Here is an 18124-nt window from a genome sequence, read left to right on the forward strand (position 1 = left end):
GTCCCTGCGCCACGGACCCGCCATCTCCACAGCACCCTGACGGCTCGGGAACGACGACGAACCCTCCGGATGCATGAACGTCCGCAAATGCTCACTCGGACGCGCACCGCCCCAACCCAGCGAAGCCGACCGCTCGCCCCCACCAAGGAACGTCAGACCGACCGTCCCGCCGCCATGTCGCATCGGCCGAACCCGGACCTCGCCAGGCTCGAACCGGCGCACCTCACCTGCGACGTCGACACCCTGCAGCTGCCGGGACTCCGGGAACGACCGCCACGACCCACCGTTGCTCACGACGATCTGGCCGGGGCCTTCAGGGTCCGTTCGCAGCCGCACCGAGGACGTCGGCGCCATCACCGACTCACGCCGACCGGCGGCGGCCAGCGCCTCCTGGAAGTCCCGCGCCGTCTCGCCGGCACCGGACCAGTTCGACAGCAGCACCACCGTGCCGCCCTCGTTGCGGTTCGCGACCTGCTGGAACTTGTCCAGCTGGGACACCGCCCGCCCGAACGTCGAGCCGTCCACCCGCACTGTCGAGCCGTCCCTGAGCAACAGCTCGAAGAAGTTGTTCTCGCCGCGCGCCGCGATGTACATCGCGTTCTCGCGCCACGGCGCGGCCGTCTCCGTGGGCCCCTCGCGGTGGGGGGCGAACGGTGACGGCATCGGGTGCACCAACGTCTGCAGGTGCGTGCTCCTGGGCTCGGCACCCCATTTCAGGGAGGCGTCACGACTCTCGCCGGTGAGGAACGTCAACCCGACCGGATCGCGTCCCAGCCCCAGCGGACCGGTCTGCCGCCACATCCGCCGCACCTCGACGTCGCCCGCCGCGAACCGGCGCACCTCACCGGACAGGTCCACACCGTGCAACGCCGTCCTCCCGGCGCCGACGGAGGCCGGGAGCACGACGCGGACGGGAACATCGTGTCCGTGGTCGTAGACGGTCCAGCCGTCCTGGGTCCACACGGCCGGCGTGCCGCCGCCGCCGCCGCGCAGGCCGGCCGCGCCCCTCGGCTCGTGGACCGGGTTGTCGACGCGGAACTCGCGGCGAAGAGCGTTGTGGAAGTCGCGTCCGTGGGTCGGGCCGTCCAGCGGGGTCGACACGATCAGCGCCAGCGGCTCGTCCCTCGGGAGGCGACCCATGTCGCGGAACGTCTCGCTCTCGACCACCACCCGCGCGAACGCCGCACCCTCGATGCGCACGGGCCTGCCCTCGGCCGTGTACACCACGATCTGACCGTCCACATCGGACTCGGCCGACACGTGGAAGGTCCGCTCCGAGAACCGCTTGGCCTGCATGCCACCGGGAACGGGCCCGGACTCCCCGGCGCCGTCCCGCCGGAACGACACGCCGATCGGGCGGTCGCCGTGCATGATCGGCGCCGACCGCACCTCACCCGGCTCGAACGGCGCCCAGCGGGCCTCGTCGTCCAGCCTGCCCAGCACGGCGGCCCCGCCCGACGAGAGGTGGTCCCACCGGCCGCCGTCGACCACGTAGGTGCCCCACGTGCCTGGCACGAACGTGTGCGTCGCGATCGTCTTCGTCGGCGCCACCACCGGCTGGCGATACCCGGCCTGGGCAAGCGCCCGCTGGAAGTCGTGCGCGAATCCGCCGCTGCGCTGCTCCGCGGCGACCGCACAGGACAGCAGGGTCAACGCTTCCTGTTCACGGGCGGCCATCAGGCCCTGGAACGCCCGCATGTCCAGCAACAGCTCCGCGAATGCCTTACCCCGTACCGAGACCGTGCGCCCATCGGTCAGCTCCACCGCCACGGTCTCGGGACTGCCGTGCATGTTCACGTACGCGGACCGCTCCGGCCACGGCGCGAGCGGTGCCCCCTCCTGCCCCTCCCGCAAGCCGCGCTTGACCACGGCGCCGCCGCGTACGCCCTCCGGCAGCAACCACGTCGTGCCCAGGTGCGGGCGCGACAGCCCTTCCATGTTGTAGCGCTGATCATTCCCGATCTGGAAGGACACCACCTGCGGCTTGCCGTCCGGACCGCTGATCGAGGTGATCCGCACCTCGCTCGTGCGGAACGTGGTCGAGCGCCCTCGTGACGTCTCCGCCTCGATCTGCCGGTTCGTGACCACTTCGGCCTCCGGGAACGCCTGCCAGGAACCGCCGCGGTCCACGACGATCTGACCGCGTCCCGGCCGGTCCGTCCGCAGATGCACGTCGGCCGTCGGCGCCACCACGAGCTGGTGCCAGCCCTGGCCCGCCAGCGCCACCTGGAAGTCCCGGGCCCCGGCGCCGGCGCCCGACCGGTCCGCCAGCAGCACCACAGTGCCGCTCTCGTTGTGGAACATCGTGTGCTGGAACCGCTCCAGCTGGGACATCACCCGGCCGAACGTCGAGCCGTCCACCCCCAGCCGCGAGCCGTCCTTCAGCCGAAGCTCGAAAGTGCCGCCCTCAGCACGCACCGCGACGTACATCGCGTCCCTGCGCCACGGCGCGAACCTCTCAGCGGCACCCTCACTGCGGGGGAACGACGACGCCCCCTCCCCCTCCGGGTGCACCAACGTCTGCAGGTGCGTGTCCCTCGGCTCCGCACCCCACTTCATGGAATTGGTGCGGTCACCGCCACTGAGGAACGTCAACCCGACCGGATAGTTCCCCAGTTTCAACGGGTCGGTCCGCCGCCACATCCGCCGAACCCGGACCTCGCCGGGCTCGAACCGGCGCACCTCACCGGCGGGATCGATGCCCATCGGCCGCCGGTCCACCCACGGTGCCCGCTGCGGAGAGGGAGCCTGCTCGGGTTCGTCCGGGTGCCGCTGACCGGCCTCGATGTCCGCCAGCGTGATCTCGGCGTCCGCGTCGGTGCGATCCGGGGACAACGCAACCGTGTCCTCGGCGCCAGCCCTCATACCAGGCTCCTGCGGCACCCCACCGTCAACCGGTGCGTCGGTGGTCGCACGGTGCTCGGTCCAGCCATCCACGGCCCGCAGAACCGGCGTGCCGTCCGCACCCGCCACGACCTCCACCGCACCCCGCGGCTCGAACACCCGCTCACTGAAACCGAAGTCACGAACCAGCGTGTCGTGGAACCCGCGGACCTGCCCCGACACATCCACCGGCGCCGACAACGCCAACACGACCGGAGCCTGATCCGCACCACGGAACGCCCCAGACTCGCCCACCACCCGCGCGAGCACCGGACCGTCGACGACCACGGCGTCACCACGAGTCGTGCGCACCACGAACTCGCCCGCCGCGCCCGGCTCGACGTCCACGACGAACGACCGCTCCGGCACCACACCGTCTTCGACCCGGCCGCCGGTAGCGGCCCAAGCCGAACCGGACGCCGCCGCACCGTCGTCCCGGAACGACACACCGACCACCCGGCCGTCACGCAACACCGCAGCCGAACGCACATCCGCCGGCGCGAACGGCACCCACCGAACGTCGTCGGACAGCCTGCCCAGTGCCGACGCCGGGCCCGACGAGAACTGCTCCCACCGGCCCCCGTCGACGATGTAGGTGTTCCACTCCCCTGGGCGGAACCTGTTCAGGTTAAGCGTCTTCGTGGGTGCCACCACCGGCTGGTGATAGCCGAGCCCGGCCAGCGCCCGCTGGAAGTCGTCCGCGACGCCACCGGCGCCACGCACCGCACCGGTCAAACAGGACAGCAGCGTCAATGCTTCCTGCTCGCGCGCGGACATCAGGTCCCGGAACACCCAGAGGTCGTGCAGCACCTCGGCCAGCACGTCCCCACTCACCAGGACCTCGCGGCCATCAGTCAGCTTCAGGGACGTGGAGCTGGGCTCGCCGTGCAGCGTCACGTACGCCGACTGCTCCGGCCACGGCGCCGTCTGCGGGACCCCGCCCTCGCTCAGGTCCTGCTTGACCTTCTCGCCTCGGTCTCCCTCCGGCAGAAGCAGCGTGGGGCCTTGAGGGAGGCTCAGCATCACCTGGTCGTCGCGCAGTTCCCTCCCGATCGAGAACGTCACCGCAGTCGGCCTGCCCTGCGGATCGGTGACCTGGGCGACCCGCACCTCACTCGTGCGGAACTCGGTCGGCTGCTCCCATAGCGTGAGCGCGGGCAGGACGCGATTCTCGACCACGTCCGGTAGCGGGAACGCCCGCCAGGACCCGCCCTGGTCCACGACGAGCTGACCACCGCGGCTCAGCAACGGCGTCCGCAGGTGCACGTCGGCCGTCGGCGCCACCACCAGGTGGTCCCAGCCCTCGGCCGCCAGCACCCGCTGGAAGTCCCGCGCCGCCGCACCCGCACCCGACCGGCCCGCGAGCAGCACCAGCGAACCACTCGCGTTGTCGTTGGTCATCTGGCGGAACGGCGCCAACTCGGACATCAGCCACCCGAACGTCGACCCGTGCACCCGCAGCGGCGTGCCGTCGGTCAACCGCAGTTCGAAGGCGTCGGCCTCGCCGCGGACCGCGACGTACATCGCGTCCTTGTGCCACGGACCCGCCATCTCCACAGCACCCTGACGGCTCGGGAACGACGACGAACCCTCCGGATGCATGAACGTCCGCAGATGCTCACTCGGACGCGCACCGCCCCACCTCAGCGAAGCCGACCGCTCGCCCCCACCAAGGAACGTCAGACCGACCGTCTGGCCGCCGTGCCTCATCGGCCGAACCTGCACCTCGCCGAACTCGAACCGGCGGATCTCACCGGCGAGGTCGACACCTTGCGGCCGTTGATCGGCCCGCAGCACTTCTGGCGTAGTCAGGCCGCTCAGGATTCCCAGCGAAGAGTCGTCCCTCTGGCCGGAGTCGGCGCGATGCCCGGTCCAGCCGTCCTCGGTCTGCAGGACCGGCCGGCCGTCCACGCCTTCGACGATCTCGACCGCGCCGCGCGGTTCGTACACCGTTTCGCGGAAGCCGAAGTCGCGGGCCAGCACCTCGTGGAATCCGCCACCCTGGCCCGGCATGTCCAGCGGCGTCGACGTCACCAGCGCGAGGGGAACCTCGTCCGCGCCGCGGAACGCCTCGGACTCGCCGACCACCCGCGCGAACGCGGGACCGTCGACGACCACGGCATCGCCGCGGGCGGTGTGCACCACGTACCAGCCGTCCTGGGACGACTCGACATCCACGGCGAACGCGCGCTCCGGCACTCCTCCGTCGGCGACTCTGCCGCCTGTGGCGACCCAGGCCGAGCCCTCCGCCGCGGCACCGTCCGCCCGGAACGACACGCCGACCACCTGGCCATCGCGCAACAACGGAGCCGAACGCACCGCGGTGGGCGCGAACGAGTCCCACCTGGCATTTCCATCAGGCCCGGTGAACTCGCCCAGCAAGTGCGCGGGCACCGCCGAGAACCACTCCCACGCGCCGCCGTCATGGACTCTCGTTTCCCAGCCGCCGCCGCTCGAGCCTTCGACGACCGCCGCGCGGGTAGGAGCGACCACCGGCTGGTGGTGCCCGAAGCCGGCCAGCGCCTGCTGGAAGTCGTGCGCGGCCCCGCCCGTTCCGAGCACAGCACCGGTGTCGCAGGCCACCAGCAGAATGGCGCCCGGATCACGCTCGGCCAACATCTCACGGAACGGGCGCAGGTCGTTGACCACGCGGGCGAAGGTCTCGCCGGTCACCTCGGCCACGCGCCCACCGGTCAGCTCCAGGTACATGGAGCGAGTGGTGCCGTGTGTGAAGAGATGAGCCGAGTCCGCCGGCCAGGGCGCCCTTTCGTACCGACCGGGTGCTGTCCCGTCCGGCCTGCTGTTCCCGCTCGCGGGGAAGCCTTCGTCGTAGAGGAACGTCCTGCCCAGGTGGGGCTCCCGCTCGACGCCGCGGATCGGGTTCAGCTCGGGGCCGACCACGAAGGCGGTCCCCATCGTGACGCCGTCCGTCCGGGTGACTGCGCGCGTGCGCACATCGGCTGTGCGGAACGTGATCGGCGTGCCGTCGGTGCGGACCCCGGACAGCTCCAGGTTCTCGATCACGTCGGGCAACGGGAAGGCACGCCACGAACCACCCCGGTCCAGCACCAGCTCGCCACCACGCCCGAACCGCTGGGTGCGCAGGTGTACGTCCGTCGTCGGCGCCACCACCAGGTGGTCCATCGCGGCGGCCCGCAGCCCGCGTTCGAGATCCACCGCCGCGCCGCCCGGCGCGTCGAGGGCACCGGTCCGGCCGGACAGCAGCACCAGCACAGCGGCCTCGTTTTGCTGGGACATCCGCTGGAACGCGTCCATCCCGGACAGCACCCGTGCGAACGCCGATCCGTCCACCCGCAACTGTGTGCCGTCCGCCAGCCGCACCTCGAAGGACTGCTCACCGCCCCGCACCGCGACGTACGCCGAGTTCGCCCCCCATGGCGAGTCGACGCGTTCGGCGCCCCGGCGGCTGGGGAACGACCACGAGTCCTCCGGTTGCAGGTAGCTCCGCAGATGCGCTTGCTCGGGCGCCTGTCCCCACTTCAGGGAACGCGCGCCTTCCTCGCCGGACAGGAAGGTCAGGCCGATCTCCTTGCCGTCCCGCAGCAATGGACGCGCCTGCACCTCGCCGGGCTCGAACTGGCGAACCTGCCCGCTCGGATCCACACCGGACGGTCGCTCGTCCACCCGCGCCGAGGTGCCGGGGCCGGACACGGCACCGTCCACCGCGTCGGTGCCCGTTCGCACCCCGTCCAGCTGGATCTCCGCGTCATCGGCCACAGCGCCGTCACGCCGCGGGCCGGCATCCACCGACGCCACGTCCCGCACGACTTCGGTGTCACCCGCCACGTCGCCGCGATGAGCCGACTGACCGCTGCCGACCTCCGCCGACGTGCCGGGAACGCCATCGCCCTCGGAGCGCCCGACCGGCATCTCGTACACCGTCTCGCGGAAGCCGAACTCCCCGGCCAGGGTGTCCTGGAAGGCCCGGCCCTGGCTCGGCCCCTCCGCCGCCGTCGACGTCACCAGTGCGAGCGGTGCCTGCTCCGCGCCGCCCATCGCGGCGCGGAACGCCTGGGACTCACCGACCACCCGCGCGAAGGTCGGCCCGTCGAGGGCCAGTTCGGCGCCGTCGGTGGTGCGCACGGTGAGCCAGCCGTCCGGGGACGACTCGACGTCCACGACGAACGCCCGCTCCGCCGCCTCGGTCTCGACCTCCGGCCGGAACGACACTCCTGCCACCTGGCCGTCGCGCAGCACCGGCACCGACCGCACGTCGGCCGGCGCGAACGTCGTCCAGACACCGTCCGTGTTGCGTGCGGCGAGCTGTCGCGCACCGCCAGAGGCGAACCTCTCCCAGGTGCCGGCGTCGGCGATCCACGGCTCCGAGGTGCCGTCGCCGTGGCGCCACACGCCCACCTTGCGTGTCGGCGCGACAACGGGCTGGCGGTGACCGAACTGGTCGAGCGCGCGCTGCAGGTCGTGCGCCACACCACCCGGCCCGGCGATGACACCGGTGTCGCAGGCGATCAGCGTGACGGACTCGGTGTTCGCCGTCCCGTCCCGGAACGCCCGCAGGTCGTGCAGCACCCGGCCGAAGGTCTCGCCGTCGACCTGGACGGTGCGGCCGTCGACGAGGTCCAGGTACACGGCGCCGCTCTCACCGTGCGCGAAGACGTAGGAGGAGTTGTCCGGCCACGGCGCGGTTTCGGAACGGCCCTGGCCTTGCCTCTCGGCTTCGCGGATCCCTTCCTCCGTCGGATATCCGGCCTCGTAGCGGCGCGTCGTGCCGGTGGGAATGGACGTCGCGGCGCCCACGTCATGGCGCAGCTCGCTGCCCACGGTGAAGGCCACGCCGACCTGAGTGCCGTCCGCGCGGTGGAGCCCGGTGGCCCGCACGTCGCCCGTGCGGAAGGTGGTCGGCACCCGCTCGGCACCGGTCATCGCGGGCAACACGGCGTTCTCGATGACGTCCGGCGTCGGGAACGCGCGCCATTCGCCGCCACGGTCCAGCACGACCTCGCCGCCACGGCTGAACAACGGGCTGCGCAGGTGCACGTCCGTCGTCGGCGCCACCACCAGGTGGTCCATCTCGGCGGCACGCAACGCGCGTTCGAAGTCCCGTGCGGCACCACCGGGTGCGTCCACCGCACCGGTCCGGCCGGACAGCAGGACCAGGGAAGCGGCCCGCCTGTCCCCCGACATCCGGTGGAACGAGTCCAGTCCGGACAGCACCTGCGCGAACGTCGACCCGTCCACCCTCAGCGGCGTGCCGTCCCTGAGCCGAAGCTCGAAGTTCTGCTCCCCGCCGCGCACGGCGACGTACATGGAGTCGGCCCGCCACGGCGAGTCGATCCGTTCCGCACCGCGACGGCTCGGGAACGCCGAAGACGTCTCCGGATGCACGTAACCGCGCAGGTGTGACGCCTCGGACGCCCTGCCCCACTGCAGCGAACGCGTGCCCTCCCGGCCGGACAGGAACGTCAGGCCGATCTCCTGACCGTCCCGCACCAACGGGCGAACCCGTACCTCGCCCGGCTCGAACCGGCGAATCTCGCCGGTTCGATCCACGCCGAACGGCCGCTGGTCCGTCCACGTCATGCGGTCGAGCTCGGCCACCGTCCCACGAACCGGCGCCGCCTGCTGTTCCGCACGGGTCAGGCCGCTCTCGTCACCCTCGTCGATGGTCTCCAGCGCGGACTTCGTCTCCGAGGAAACGGAGGACGTGGCGTCATCGGTCTCGTACGGCCGCTTGGGGCTCAGCGGATGAGGTTCGGTCAGGAAGTCGGCGAGCGACTTCCGCTCCCTGACCGGCTCGGTGTTCCCCTGCTGCTCCGGCGCGGCGTCAGCCCGCTCGACAACCGGCGAACCCGGCCTGGACGACTCCCTCACACCATCGGCGACCGGCTCGCGCTCCCCAACCGGCGCAACGCTCTCCTGGGACTCCGGCGCGGCATCAACCCGCTCCACAACCGGCGAACCCGGCCTGGACGACCCGCCCAGGAAACCAGCGACAGTCTCCTGCGGCCGAACCGGCTCGGCACCCACCAAATGCTCCGCAGCAGCGTCAGCCCGCTCTGCGACCGGCGACCCCGGCCTGGACGACTCCCGCACACCATCGGTGGCGGTCTCCCGCTCCCCGACCGGCCCGGCACCCTCCTGAGACTCCGCACCGGTGTCAACCCGCTCACCCACCGGCAAACCGGGCTCGGACGACTCACCCAGCAATTCGGCCAGCGACTTCGACCGCCGAGTGGCCTCCGCCGTGGCATCGGCGTCAGTCCGCGCACCCGCGTCGACCGGGTCGGCCAGGCCGAGCTGCTCGAGGCCACTGCGGTCGGTCTCGATGAGGATCGGGCCATCCGGTGCGGTGCGGACCGGCTCGCTCCAGGCCGCCGGCACCTTCGAGCCGCGGAAGACGGGGGTGACCGTCCACTCCGGAGTCAGCCGCACCAGATATCGCTCGTCACCCCGTGCCGCCTGCCCGGCACCGGTTTCGTCGGGCGAGCCGACCTCCTTGGTGGTCTTGGCGGAGAGCTCGTCCGAGCTCTTGTAGTCCAGGACCTTCATGAAGTTCTCGACCAGGTTGAGGCCGGGGCGCTGCTGGGCGTTCTCGACGTGCACCGCGTTGAAACCGGCTGAGGGCAGCACGCCGGTCTGGGCGGCGGTGGACGCGCTGGCCTTGGTGGACTCCGTGTCCTCGACCTTGGTGGTGAGCTCGGTTTTCAGCGTGCCGACCAGCTCCCGCTTCACCACGTCAGCCGTGATGTCGACACGCTTCACCGCGTCCGCCGTGACCGCGACGGTGTACGGCTTGCCGGCCAGCAGGTCGCGCAGGTTCGCCTGCAGCGGCAGTGACCCGGTGGCCGAGTGCAGCTGGTGGATCGCCCTGGGGTGCAGGGTCGGACGCGGGCCGTCACCACGCGCCAAGGAGTCCAGCGCGCCGTGCAACGCGGGTGCGTCGAACGTACGAACGTTCAGCGGGGTCTGGTCCTTCACGCCCGCGGGCAGCTCTCGTGCCTGCTGCCATTCCCGCAGCGACCCGGTGACCTCCTGCTGCGCGGGCACCTCGCGCCCGGTGACCGCGACGGTCTCCTCCTTCGGCACGACCGAGCGCACCGCGGCGGGCAGCGTGAAGTCGGTGGACCACGGCGACTCGTACCAGGTGCTGCCGGGGAACAGGCGGCGGAACTTGGTTGCCCGCGAGTAGTTGTAGACGTCCATCGTGACCCGCAGGTCGTGCAGGAACTCGACGGCGTCGGTGGACCTCTTGGCGGTCACGGTCTCGCTGTGCTCGTGCGTCGCCGTGCGCGTGTTCGAGAAGTCCACGAAGCCACCGACGGCGACGCCCAAGGAGCCGGCGGGGTAGCCCTTGACGCCCGCGGACGCCATACCACCGACGCCCCATTCCGCGTACCACGAGGTGCCCGCGGACTTGGTGGAAGTGCGGGACGCCGCCGTCTCGCCCTCGATGGTCTCCGCGGAGGTGTGCCGCTGGTACTCACCGTGGCCCAGTTCCGCGCGCAGCACCACGAGCTGCTCGACGCGGCCGAAGACGTTGATGCCGGGCAGGAAGACCGGCAGGCCACCGTTGAGCATGCTGCGCAGCGCGGGCCCGAACTCCGCGCCGGTCAGGGTCGGCCCGAGCACGTCGTTGATGAGCCGGTCGTTGAGGGGGCCGAAGTCTCCCGCCCCGCGGAGAACCAGCTCACCCCGGCGGGAGGTCAGCATCTCGTGGGCGATCCCGAACGCGGAGAGCGGACCCGCGTGGGCACCCTGTTCGACGGACCACTCGTCGAACCTGCTCGTGATCTGGAAGAGCAGTTCCTTGCCCACCTCCAGGCGGTGCAGCTCCACCCGGCCGCTGCCGCGACCCACGTTGACGGGCGCGGCGACCCCGGAGTCCGTGATCTCGGAGTCCGCAGGCGCGGAGTCGGCGGGTTCGGCGTCGGCAGGCTCCCGACCCGAGGTCTCCTCGGTGGGGACGCCCGTCTCGTCCACACGGTCTCCGGAGTGAGGATCCGTGCCGGCGTCCGCACGAGCGTCGGAGGTGTCGTCCAAGTCGACATCCGACGCGTGCTCGCTCGTCGTGCGCTGGTAGGCCTCCAGCTCCTCGGGGAGCAGGTGAGCGAGGTCCCCCTCCCGCAGCGCGCCGATCTGGTGGATCTCGCTGGCGGGCACCCACACCGTGGCCGCTTCGGGCACGTGCACGCGCTTGGCCGCCGAGTTGCTGCGACCGTCGTGCTGACCGCCGAGGAAGTCGTGCCAGCGCTGCCGCGCGCTGGTGCGCACGTCGTACGTCGCGTCGTAGGCGACCAGGTAGGCGCGCTCGGTCCGCGTGTGTACCAAGGTCTCCTTGGCCCCGGCCCCTTCGGCAGAGCCCTCCTTGTTGAGCCGGCTCAGCGCACCGTAAAGGCTCACCACGCCCTTGGGGACCGGGCGGTCCGACGGAGGCACGTCGATCAGGTTGAGGCTGGTGTCGACACCGCGGGTCTTCGTGGTGTCGGCGCTGCGACCGTGCTGCACCACCTCGGCGGTGGAGATCTGGTGCGAGGCGTCGACGGAGATGATGCGGGGGTTCGTCAGGGCGGCGGACAGGTCGACCCGCGCCACGCGTTCCCGGTCGCCCAGCAGGCCGGGCCGGTTGTAGGTCCGCAGCTCCACGCTGTCCTTGAACAGCGCGGTCCGCGCGAACCGACCGGCCCGCGCCGGAAGCCCGGCGAAGCCCTCGAGCGCCTCCCGGGCGGCGGTGCGTTCGTCCGGCACGGTCAGGCTGGGCCCGGCCAGGTTGTTCGACTTGTGCTGGTCGACGTTCGCGGGGCGGTTGCCGAACAGCACCCGCCTGCCCCAGCCCGCCGCCGGGTTTCCAGGGGCATCGTCCACCATTCGCGCGATCGTGGGCACGAGGTCCGGCACCGGTTTGAGGGAGTCGAGCTGGAACCCCGCGGGCAGGTAGGCCGGGCGGTTCGTGTTCGCCATCGACATCGCCCGCCACCCGCCCGTGGAGTCGATGTCCTCCCAGCGCGGCGTCGCCTTCTCCACGACCACATCGGCTTCACCGTCCTGGCGGCGGTTCCCGGCCGCCGCCTCGGTCACGGACACCGTGCGCTCGGGAACGAGAACGTCGGCCTCGCCGCGGAACGTGTGCACCTTGTCGCCGGTCTCCGACCAGCGCTCACCGAACGCGACCTCGATCTCGAGGGGGTAGCGAGTGCGATGCAGCGGCCGTTGGGCGTCGAACCTCTGCTCCACGCCGACCTCGTGCGTGACGCCGTCGACGTTCTTGGTGCTGGCCTTGCCGTAGATGTAGCCGCCACCGGCCACGTAGTTCTTGCCCTGGCCGTCGTAGAAGTAGCCGTTGATGCCACCGGTCGTGTCCGACCCGGTGGTGATGTCGACGCTTTCCTGGCGTGAGGCCGAGGTGATCGCCTTCGCCGTCTCACCGGGCACCAGACCGACGTAGTGGGCTTCGCCGGTGACGGGCCGGGCCTTGACGAACATCTCGGGCGCGCCGGCCGCCCACGAGCTGATGGGCAGACGAACGTCCTCGCCGCGGCTCAGTTCCCTGGCGTGGTCCTGCACGAACTGCCGCAGCCGCCGCTCGAACGCGCCCACGTCCTTCGACGGCACCACACCGTCGACCCACAGCTTGTGCAGTGCCGGGCCGACGATGCCCGCGACCGTTTCCTCGGAGAGGAGGTGGATCACGTCCAGCTGGTGCAGTGCGCGGTCCAGCGCAACGGTGTCCGGCGTGGCGGCACGAGTGAACGTCTCAGGTTCGGTGCCGGCCGTCCGAACCGACTCCTGCGCCCCCTCCGGCTTGCTCCACACCGTCCCGTCGGCGTCGATCTTGAGGCGGCGCGCGTCCTTGCCCGATCCGACCTGGACGACGTACGAGAACCGCACCTGCTGGGTCTCGACCGGTCCGGTGTAGGTGCTGGTGACCTCCTGCTTTCCCTTGGCGGTGGTCTTGCTCTGCGCCCCTGTGGTGCTGTAGCTGTACACGACCGGGCCGGCGCCGCCGCCGAGCGCACCCGTGATGTCACCGGCCTGGACGAAGACACCGCCACCCCACTTGTGCGTGACCGACTGCCCGGCCGCCGCCTCGTAGCTGGAGTCGTTCGTCCGCACGATCTTGCCCTCGACCGTCTCCTTCGGACGGACGGCCTGAGCGTCCACGACAGCGACCGACACCTCGACCCGCTCGCGCTTGCCGGGCAGGCGGAACGCCTCGTGCACCGGTTCACCGGTGAGCAGCCCAGGACCCCGGTCCGGCAGGGTGGCGAGCCAGTCGCGGAACCTGCGCGCCTCCGGGTGGCCGATCGGGAAACCCTTGCCGCCCTTGGTGAGCGCCTGCTCGACCTCGTTGTAGATCTTGTGCACACCGGTGATCTCGACGTGTGCGATGTCCTTCGGCCGCAGGTCCGGCCGGACCGGTTCCACGGGCGCCGCGGCCACATCACGCCGCGGCCACACCAGCGGCACGTCCACCGACACCGCGTCGGTCGAGGTCCTGCCCTTGTGCCACAGCAGTTCCCGCGGCTTGCGCACGGTGACCTTGTAGGTCACGTCGTGCACGGACCGCTCGGCGGGCACGGCCGTCTCGGTGACCGCGGTCTTCAGGCCGCGCGAGAGCTTCGCCGCCATGGATGACGACGGCTGGTTGAACAGGCCCGCGATCCTGACCGTCACGGCGACGAACGGCGTCGGCACCCGCACGTTGCGCGGGTCGGCGCCGATCGGTGACCGCTCGGTGGCCACCGACTGCTCGGACGGCGTGCGCGTGCGGGTACTCGAGAAGTCCGTCGCCTTCGACTGGACGTCGCGCCCGGTACCGACACCGACGACCTCGAGCCTGACCTGGGGCGCCTGCCGGGTCCGCGCCCCGAGATCGACGATCAGGCCACCGTCGACAGTGCGGTGGAACTGGCTCTTGAGGTTCTCGTTGGAGAAGTGCGCCTCGACCGCCTCGCGCAGCAACCGGTCGGCGCGGGTGTCCTTCAACCCGAGCTGGTCGATGATCGCCTTGCGCACCGCCGCACCGTCGATGTCGCCGTCGACGACGGGACGTTCCGAACGCGCCCGCCTGGCGAGCTCTTCCGGATCCGGCGTGCCCGCGGGATCACTGTCGCGCACCACGGTGATCTCATCCTCAGGCTCCTGCCTGGGCGCGGTGCTCTGCTCCTCCGCACGCGTGACCACCTCGCCGACGGGGTCACCGCTCGCCGTCTGCGTGGCTTCCTCGTCCGGCTCGGTCCGCCGGCGTGGTTCGGCGGGGTCGGCGGGTTCCGCGTCCTGCCCGGATCGCTTGGTGGGCTTGCCCGCGGATGCCGTGACCAGCTGGTCCAGTTGCGTCGCACCAGTGCGATCGGCCCTCGGTCCGGACGACCCCGTGTTCGGCTGCTGCTCGGTGCGCGAACGCCCCGAGTTCGTGGTGTTGTCGGTCCGCACGTCGTCGGTACGGCGGGTACCACTGGCGGGCTGGCCTGGGCCCGCCTGCGTCTCGGGCCGTGCGCCGGCTGCCGGACCGTCCGCACGAACACCGGCCACCGGCGTCTCCGGCCGTGTGGGGGCCCCAGGCGCGTCTGGACGCACTGAACCAGGCTGCGCCTCCGGCCGCGCCCCACCAGACTGCGTCTCCGGCCGACTACCCGCTCCCGGCGAATCCGGTCCCTTGGTGACTGCTGCCGCATCCGGACGCACTGAGCCGGGCTGCGTCTCCGGCCGCGCCCCACCGGACTGCGTCTCCGGCCGACTACCCGCTCCCGGCAGATCGGATCGCGTAGTCGCTGCTGTCGCTTCTGGCCGTACCGAACCGGACTGTGGCTCCGGTCGCCCACCAGACTGCGTGTCCTGCCGGGCGCCCGCTCCCGGCACATCCGATCGCGTAGCCGCTGCTGCCGCGTCCGGACGAGCACCGCCCACGCGCTGATCCGGCCGGGCACTGGCGTCCTGCGGGTCCGGACGGCCGCCACCGAACTGCGCGTCCGGCTTGCCCCCGGCCACCGCACCACCGATCGGCGTGACGTCGTCCGTGCCGGCACTCCGCCGATCCTGTGCTGCGGGTGACTGCTCGGCCGTACGCTCCGGAGCCTGCGCGCCGGTCCGATCCCCCGCATCGGGCGTGCCGAGGCGATCTTCCCGCACCGAACCGTCCGCTGTCGTCCGGTCGACACCCTCCTGCGGGCTGAGCGGTTGGCGGTCGCCCCCACCAGACGGAACCGGCGGATCGTCCGAGCCACGCGACACAGGCCCGTCGGCCGAAGTCGACGCACCACGCTCCGCCTCCGGAACGGTCCGCGACGCATCCGAGCCGGCCGGTGCCTCGCCGTCGGCCTGCCTGCCAACCGGAGCCTCGACGGACCCCGGCGAGACGGTCCCCGGCCTGTCTCCCGCGCCCGAACCCGTCCGGTCTCCCGTCACGGAGCCGGTCGGGGTGGTCGCGCCTGGAGTGGACGTAGTGCCGGACGTGGAAGGAGTCGAACCTGGCGTGGACGGCGTACTGCTGGCGGGCGTCGCACCCGAGCCGGGAGTCGCGCTCGCGACAGGAGTCGTGCCAGCAGTCGACGGAGTCGCACCAGCGGCAGGAGTCGCACCAGCAGTCGACGGAGTCGCACCCGAAGCAGGAGTCGCACCAGCAGTCGACGGAGTCGCACCCGAAGCAGGAGTCGCACCAGCAGTCGACGGAGTCGCACCCGAAGCAGGAGTCGCACCAGCGGCAGGAGTCGTACCAGCAGTCGACGGCGTCGCACCCGAAGCAGGAGTCGTGCCAGCGGCAGGAGTCGTGCCAGCGGTCGACGGCGTCGCACCCGAAGCAGGAGTCGTACCAGCGGCAGGAGTCGTACCAGCGGCAGGAGTCGTGCCAGCGGTCGACGGCGTCGCACCCGAAGCAGCCCCCGTACCAGCAGTCGACGGAGTCGCACCAGCGGCAGCCCCCGTACCAGCAGTCGACGGCGTCGCACCCGAAGCAGGAGTCGTGCCAGCGGCAGGAGTCGTGCCAGCGGTCGACGGCGTCGCACCCGAAGCAGGAGTCGTACCAGCGGCAGGAGTCGTACCAGCGGCAGGAGTCGTGCCAGCGGTCGACGGCGTCGCACCCGAAGCAGGAGTCGTGCCAGCAGTCGACGGAGTCGCACCCGAAGCAGGAGTCGTGCCAGCAGTCGACGGCGTCGCACCCGAAGCAGGAGTCGTGCCAGCAGTCGACGGAGTCGCACCCGAAGCAGGAGTCGTGCCAGCAGTCGACGGAGTCGCACCCGAAGCAGGAGTCGTGCCAGCAGTCGACGGAGTCGCACCCGAAGCAGGAGTCGTGCCAGCAGTCGACGGAGTCGCACCCGAAGCAGGAGTCGTGCCAGCAGTCGACGGAGTCGCACCCGAAGCAGGAGTCGTGCCAGCAGTCGACGGAGTCGCACCAGCGGCAGCCCCCGTACCAGCAGTCGACGGCGTCGCACCCGAAGCAGGAGTCGTACCAGCGGCAGGAGTCGTGCCAGCGGTCGACGGCGTCGCACCCGAAGCAGGAGTCGTACCAGCAGTCGACGGCGTCGCACCCGAAGCAGGAGTCGTGCCAGCAGTCGACGGCGTCGCACCAGCGGCAGCCCCCGTACCAGCAGTCGACGGCGTCGCACCCGAAGCAGCCCCCGTACCAGCAGTCGACGGAGTCGTACCAGTGGTCGACGGAGTCGCACCCGAAGCAGGAGTCGTGCCAGCAGTCGACGGAGTCGCACCAGCGGCAGGCCCCGTACCAGCAGTCGACGGAGTCGTACCAGCGGCAGGCGTCGCACCCGAACTGGGAGTCGTACCAGCGATCGGCGGCGTACTGCCAGCGGTGGTCGTCGGCCCAGAGCCCGTCGTGGTGCCGGTGCGGTCTCCACCCGTCGTCACCGGTCGGCCGCTTGCGTCGACGCCCGTGGGTGCGCCGGGGCCGCTCGTGGACATGCCGGAGCCACGCGCCGTGCCGGGGGTGCTGGTGGCTACATCGCGGCCGACTGCGGTCTCGGTCCGGTTCGTGCCAGCGGCCGGGCCGGTGGTGGCGCCACCCGAGGTAACCGGGTTGCTCTGGGTGGCGACCGGAATCGCCGTGCCGGTCGTCGTACCAGCGGCCGTGCCGGTGGTCGTACCAGCAGCCGGACCGGTCGTCGTACCAGCAGCCGTGCCAGTCGTCGTACCACCCGAGGTGGCCGGGTTGCTCTGGGTGACGACCGGGATCGAGGTGCCGGGGGACGTGGCGGTGCTCGGCGAGGTGAAGCCGGCGCCGACCGGCGTGCCGTCGTTGGCGACCGGAGATGTGGTGATACCGCCGGCGTCGATGGTGGGGACGGTGAAGTCGAAGGCGCCGAGCGGCTTGACCGCCGCCGGGTTGACGGTGGGGATGCGGGCGGAGCGGCCGCCGCCGTTTCCCTCGAGGGAGCCGAAGATTCCGTCCGACAGACTGCCGGCCTTCTGGCCGGTGGCGATGTTGGTGAGCGGGTTGCTCAGCGCCGCGAGCGGGATCTGGATGATGGTGTTGGCGAGGGGGGTCACGCCGCGGAGGAAGCGGGGCAACATGCGGCCGAGGTCGCGGCCCACCTTGGCGAAAATGCCCACGGCGCCTTCGCCCAGGCCGCCGAGAGCGCCACCGATCGCACCACCGATCGCGCCGCCCTTCAGCGACTCCGTGTCGAAGCCGTTACGTTTGCCCGCGGCGATCTGGCTGCCCTGGATGGCCGAGTCGAGGCCCACCATGAACCCGACGCCGAACGCCGCTCCTCCCACCATCCTCGTGGCGAGGGTGCGGGCGATGTTCACGAGGCCGTACCGCATCAGCTGGGCGACGAGCGTGCGCAGCAGGACACCGATGCCGACGCGGGCGGCCGCGATCAATCCTGGGACGAGGGCCGAACCGAACAACGACGAAAACAGAACCGCCGACGTCGCTGCCAGTACACCCAGCATCCCGATGATCATGATCTTGGTCTTCTGGATGTCCGCGGCCGCGTTCTCCAGCATCTCGGTGTAGGCCCTGGCCTGCTCCCCCAGCCCTACGGCACCCTCACGGAACGTCACGGAGAGCATCTGCTGGATGGCGTCACTCGTGGCGCCCTCCATCACCTCGGAGAGGTCACCCGCGCGGGCGGTCAGCTCGGCCGAGAGCGAGTCCAGCTCGTTCGCCATCGCCTCCCACTCCCACGCGAGCTCCCTGAGGTCGCCCTCGTCCCCCTCTGGCCAGGGCATGCCGACAGTGACCTTCAGCAAGGTCTGCAGCGCGCCGGGCAGTTCGGTGGTCAAGGAGGTTCGTCCTCAGGAAGCTCGC

The 18124-nt window shown here is 71.3% G+C and carries 2 protein-coding genes and 1 pseudogene (1 of these 3 cut by a window edge); 1 reads left to right on the plus strand and 2 read right to left on the minus strand.

Annotation, left to right across the window (positions count from 1 at the left end):
• Positions 1-14391, minus strand: the 5' portion of a protein-coding gene (locus tag OG205_RS16600) for a hypothetical protein (protein WP_330277147.1). It extends 21702 nt beyond the left edge of the window; only the first 14391 of its 36093 coding nucleotides appear in the window; the start codon lies at positions 14389-14391; its stop codon lies beyond the left edge, outside the window.
• Between the two features lie 2143 nt (positions 14392-16534).
• Between OG205_RS16600 and OG205_RS16605 the strand changes: the two genes are divergently transcribed.
• Positions 16535-17830 (plus strand): hypothetical protein, encoded by a 1296-nt coding sequence (locus OG205_RS16605; RefSeq protein WP_330277148.1) that lies wholly within the window; start codon positions 16535-16537, stop codon positions 17828-17830.
• Here the strand turns inward: OG205_RS16605 and OG205_RS46800 are convergent.
• A pseudogene (locus OG205_RS46800) lies at positions 17764-18045 on the minus strand (WXG100-like domain-containing protein); the annotation flags it as partial. The gene OG205_RS16605 and the pseudogene OG205_RS46800 sit on opposite strands and share 67 nt — an antisense overlap.
• Positions 18046-18124: the final 79 nt, after the last annotated feature.

Source organism: Lentzea sp. NBC_00516 (assembly GCF_036346835.1).
Classification (GTDB): domain Bacteria; phylum Actinomycetota; class Actinomycetes; order Mycobacteriales; family Pseudonocardiaceae; genus Lentzea; species Lentzea sokolovensis.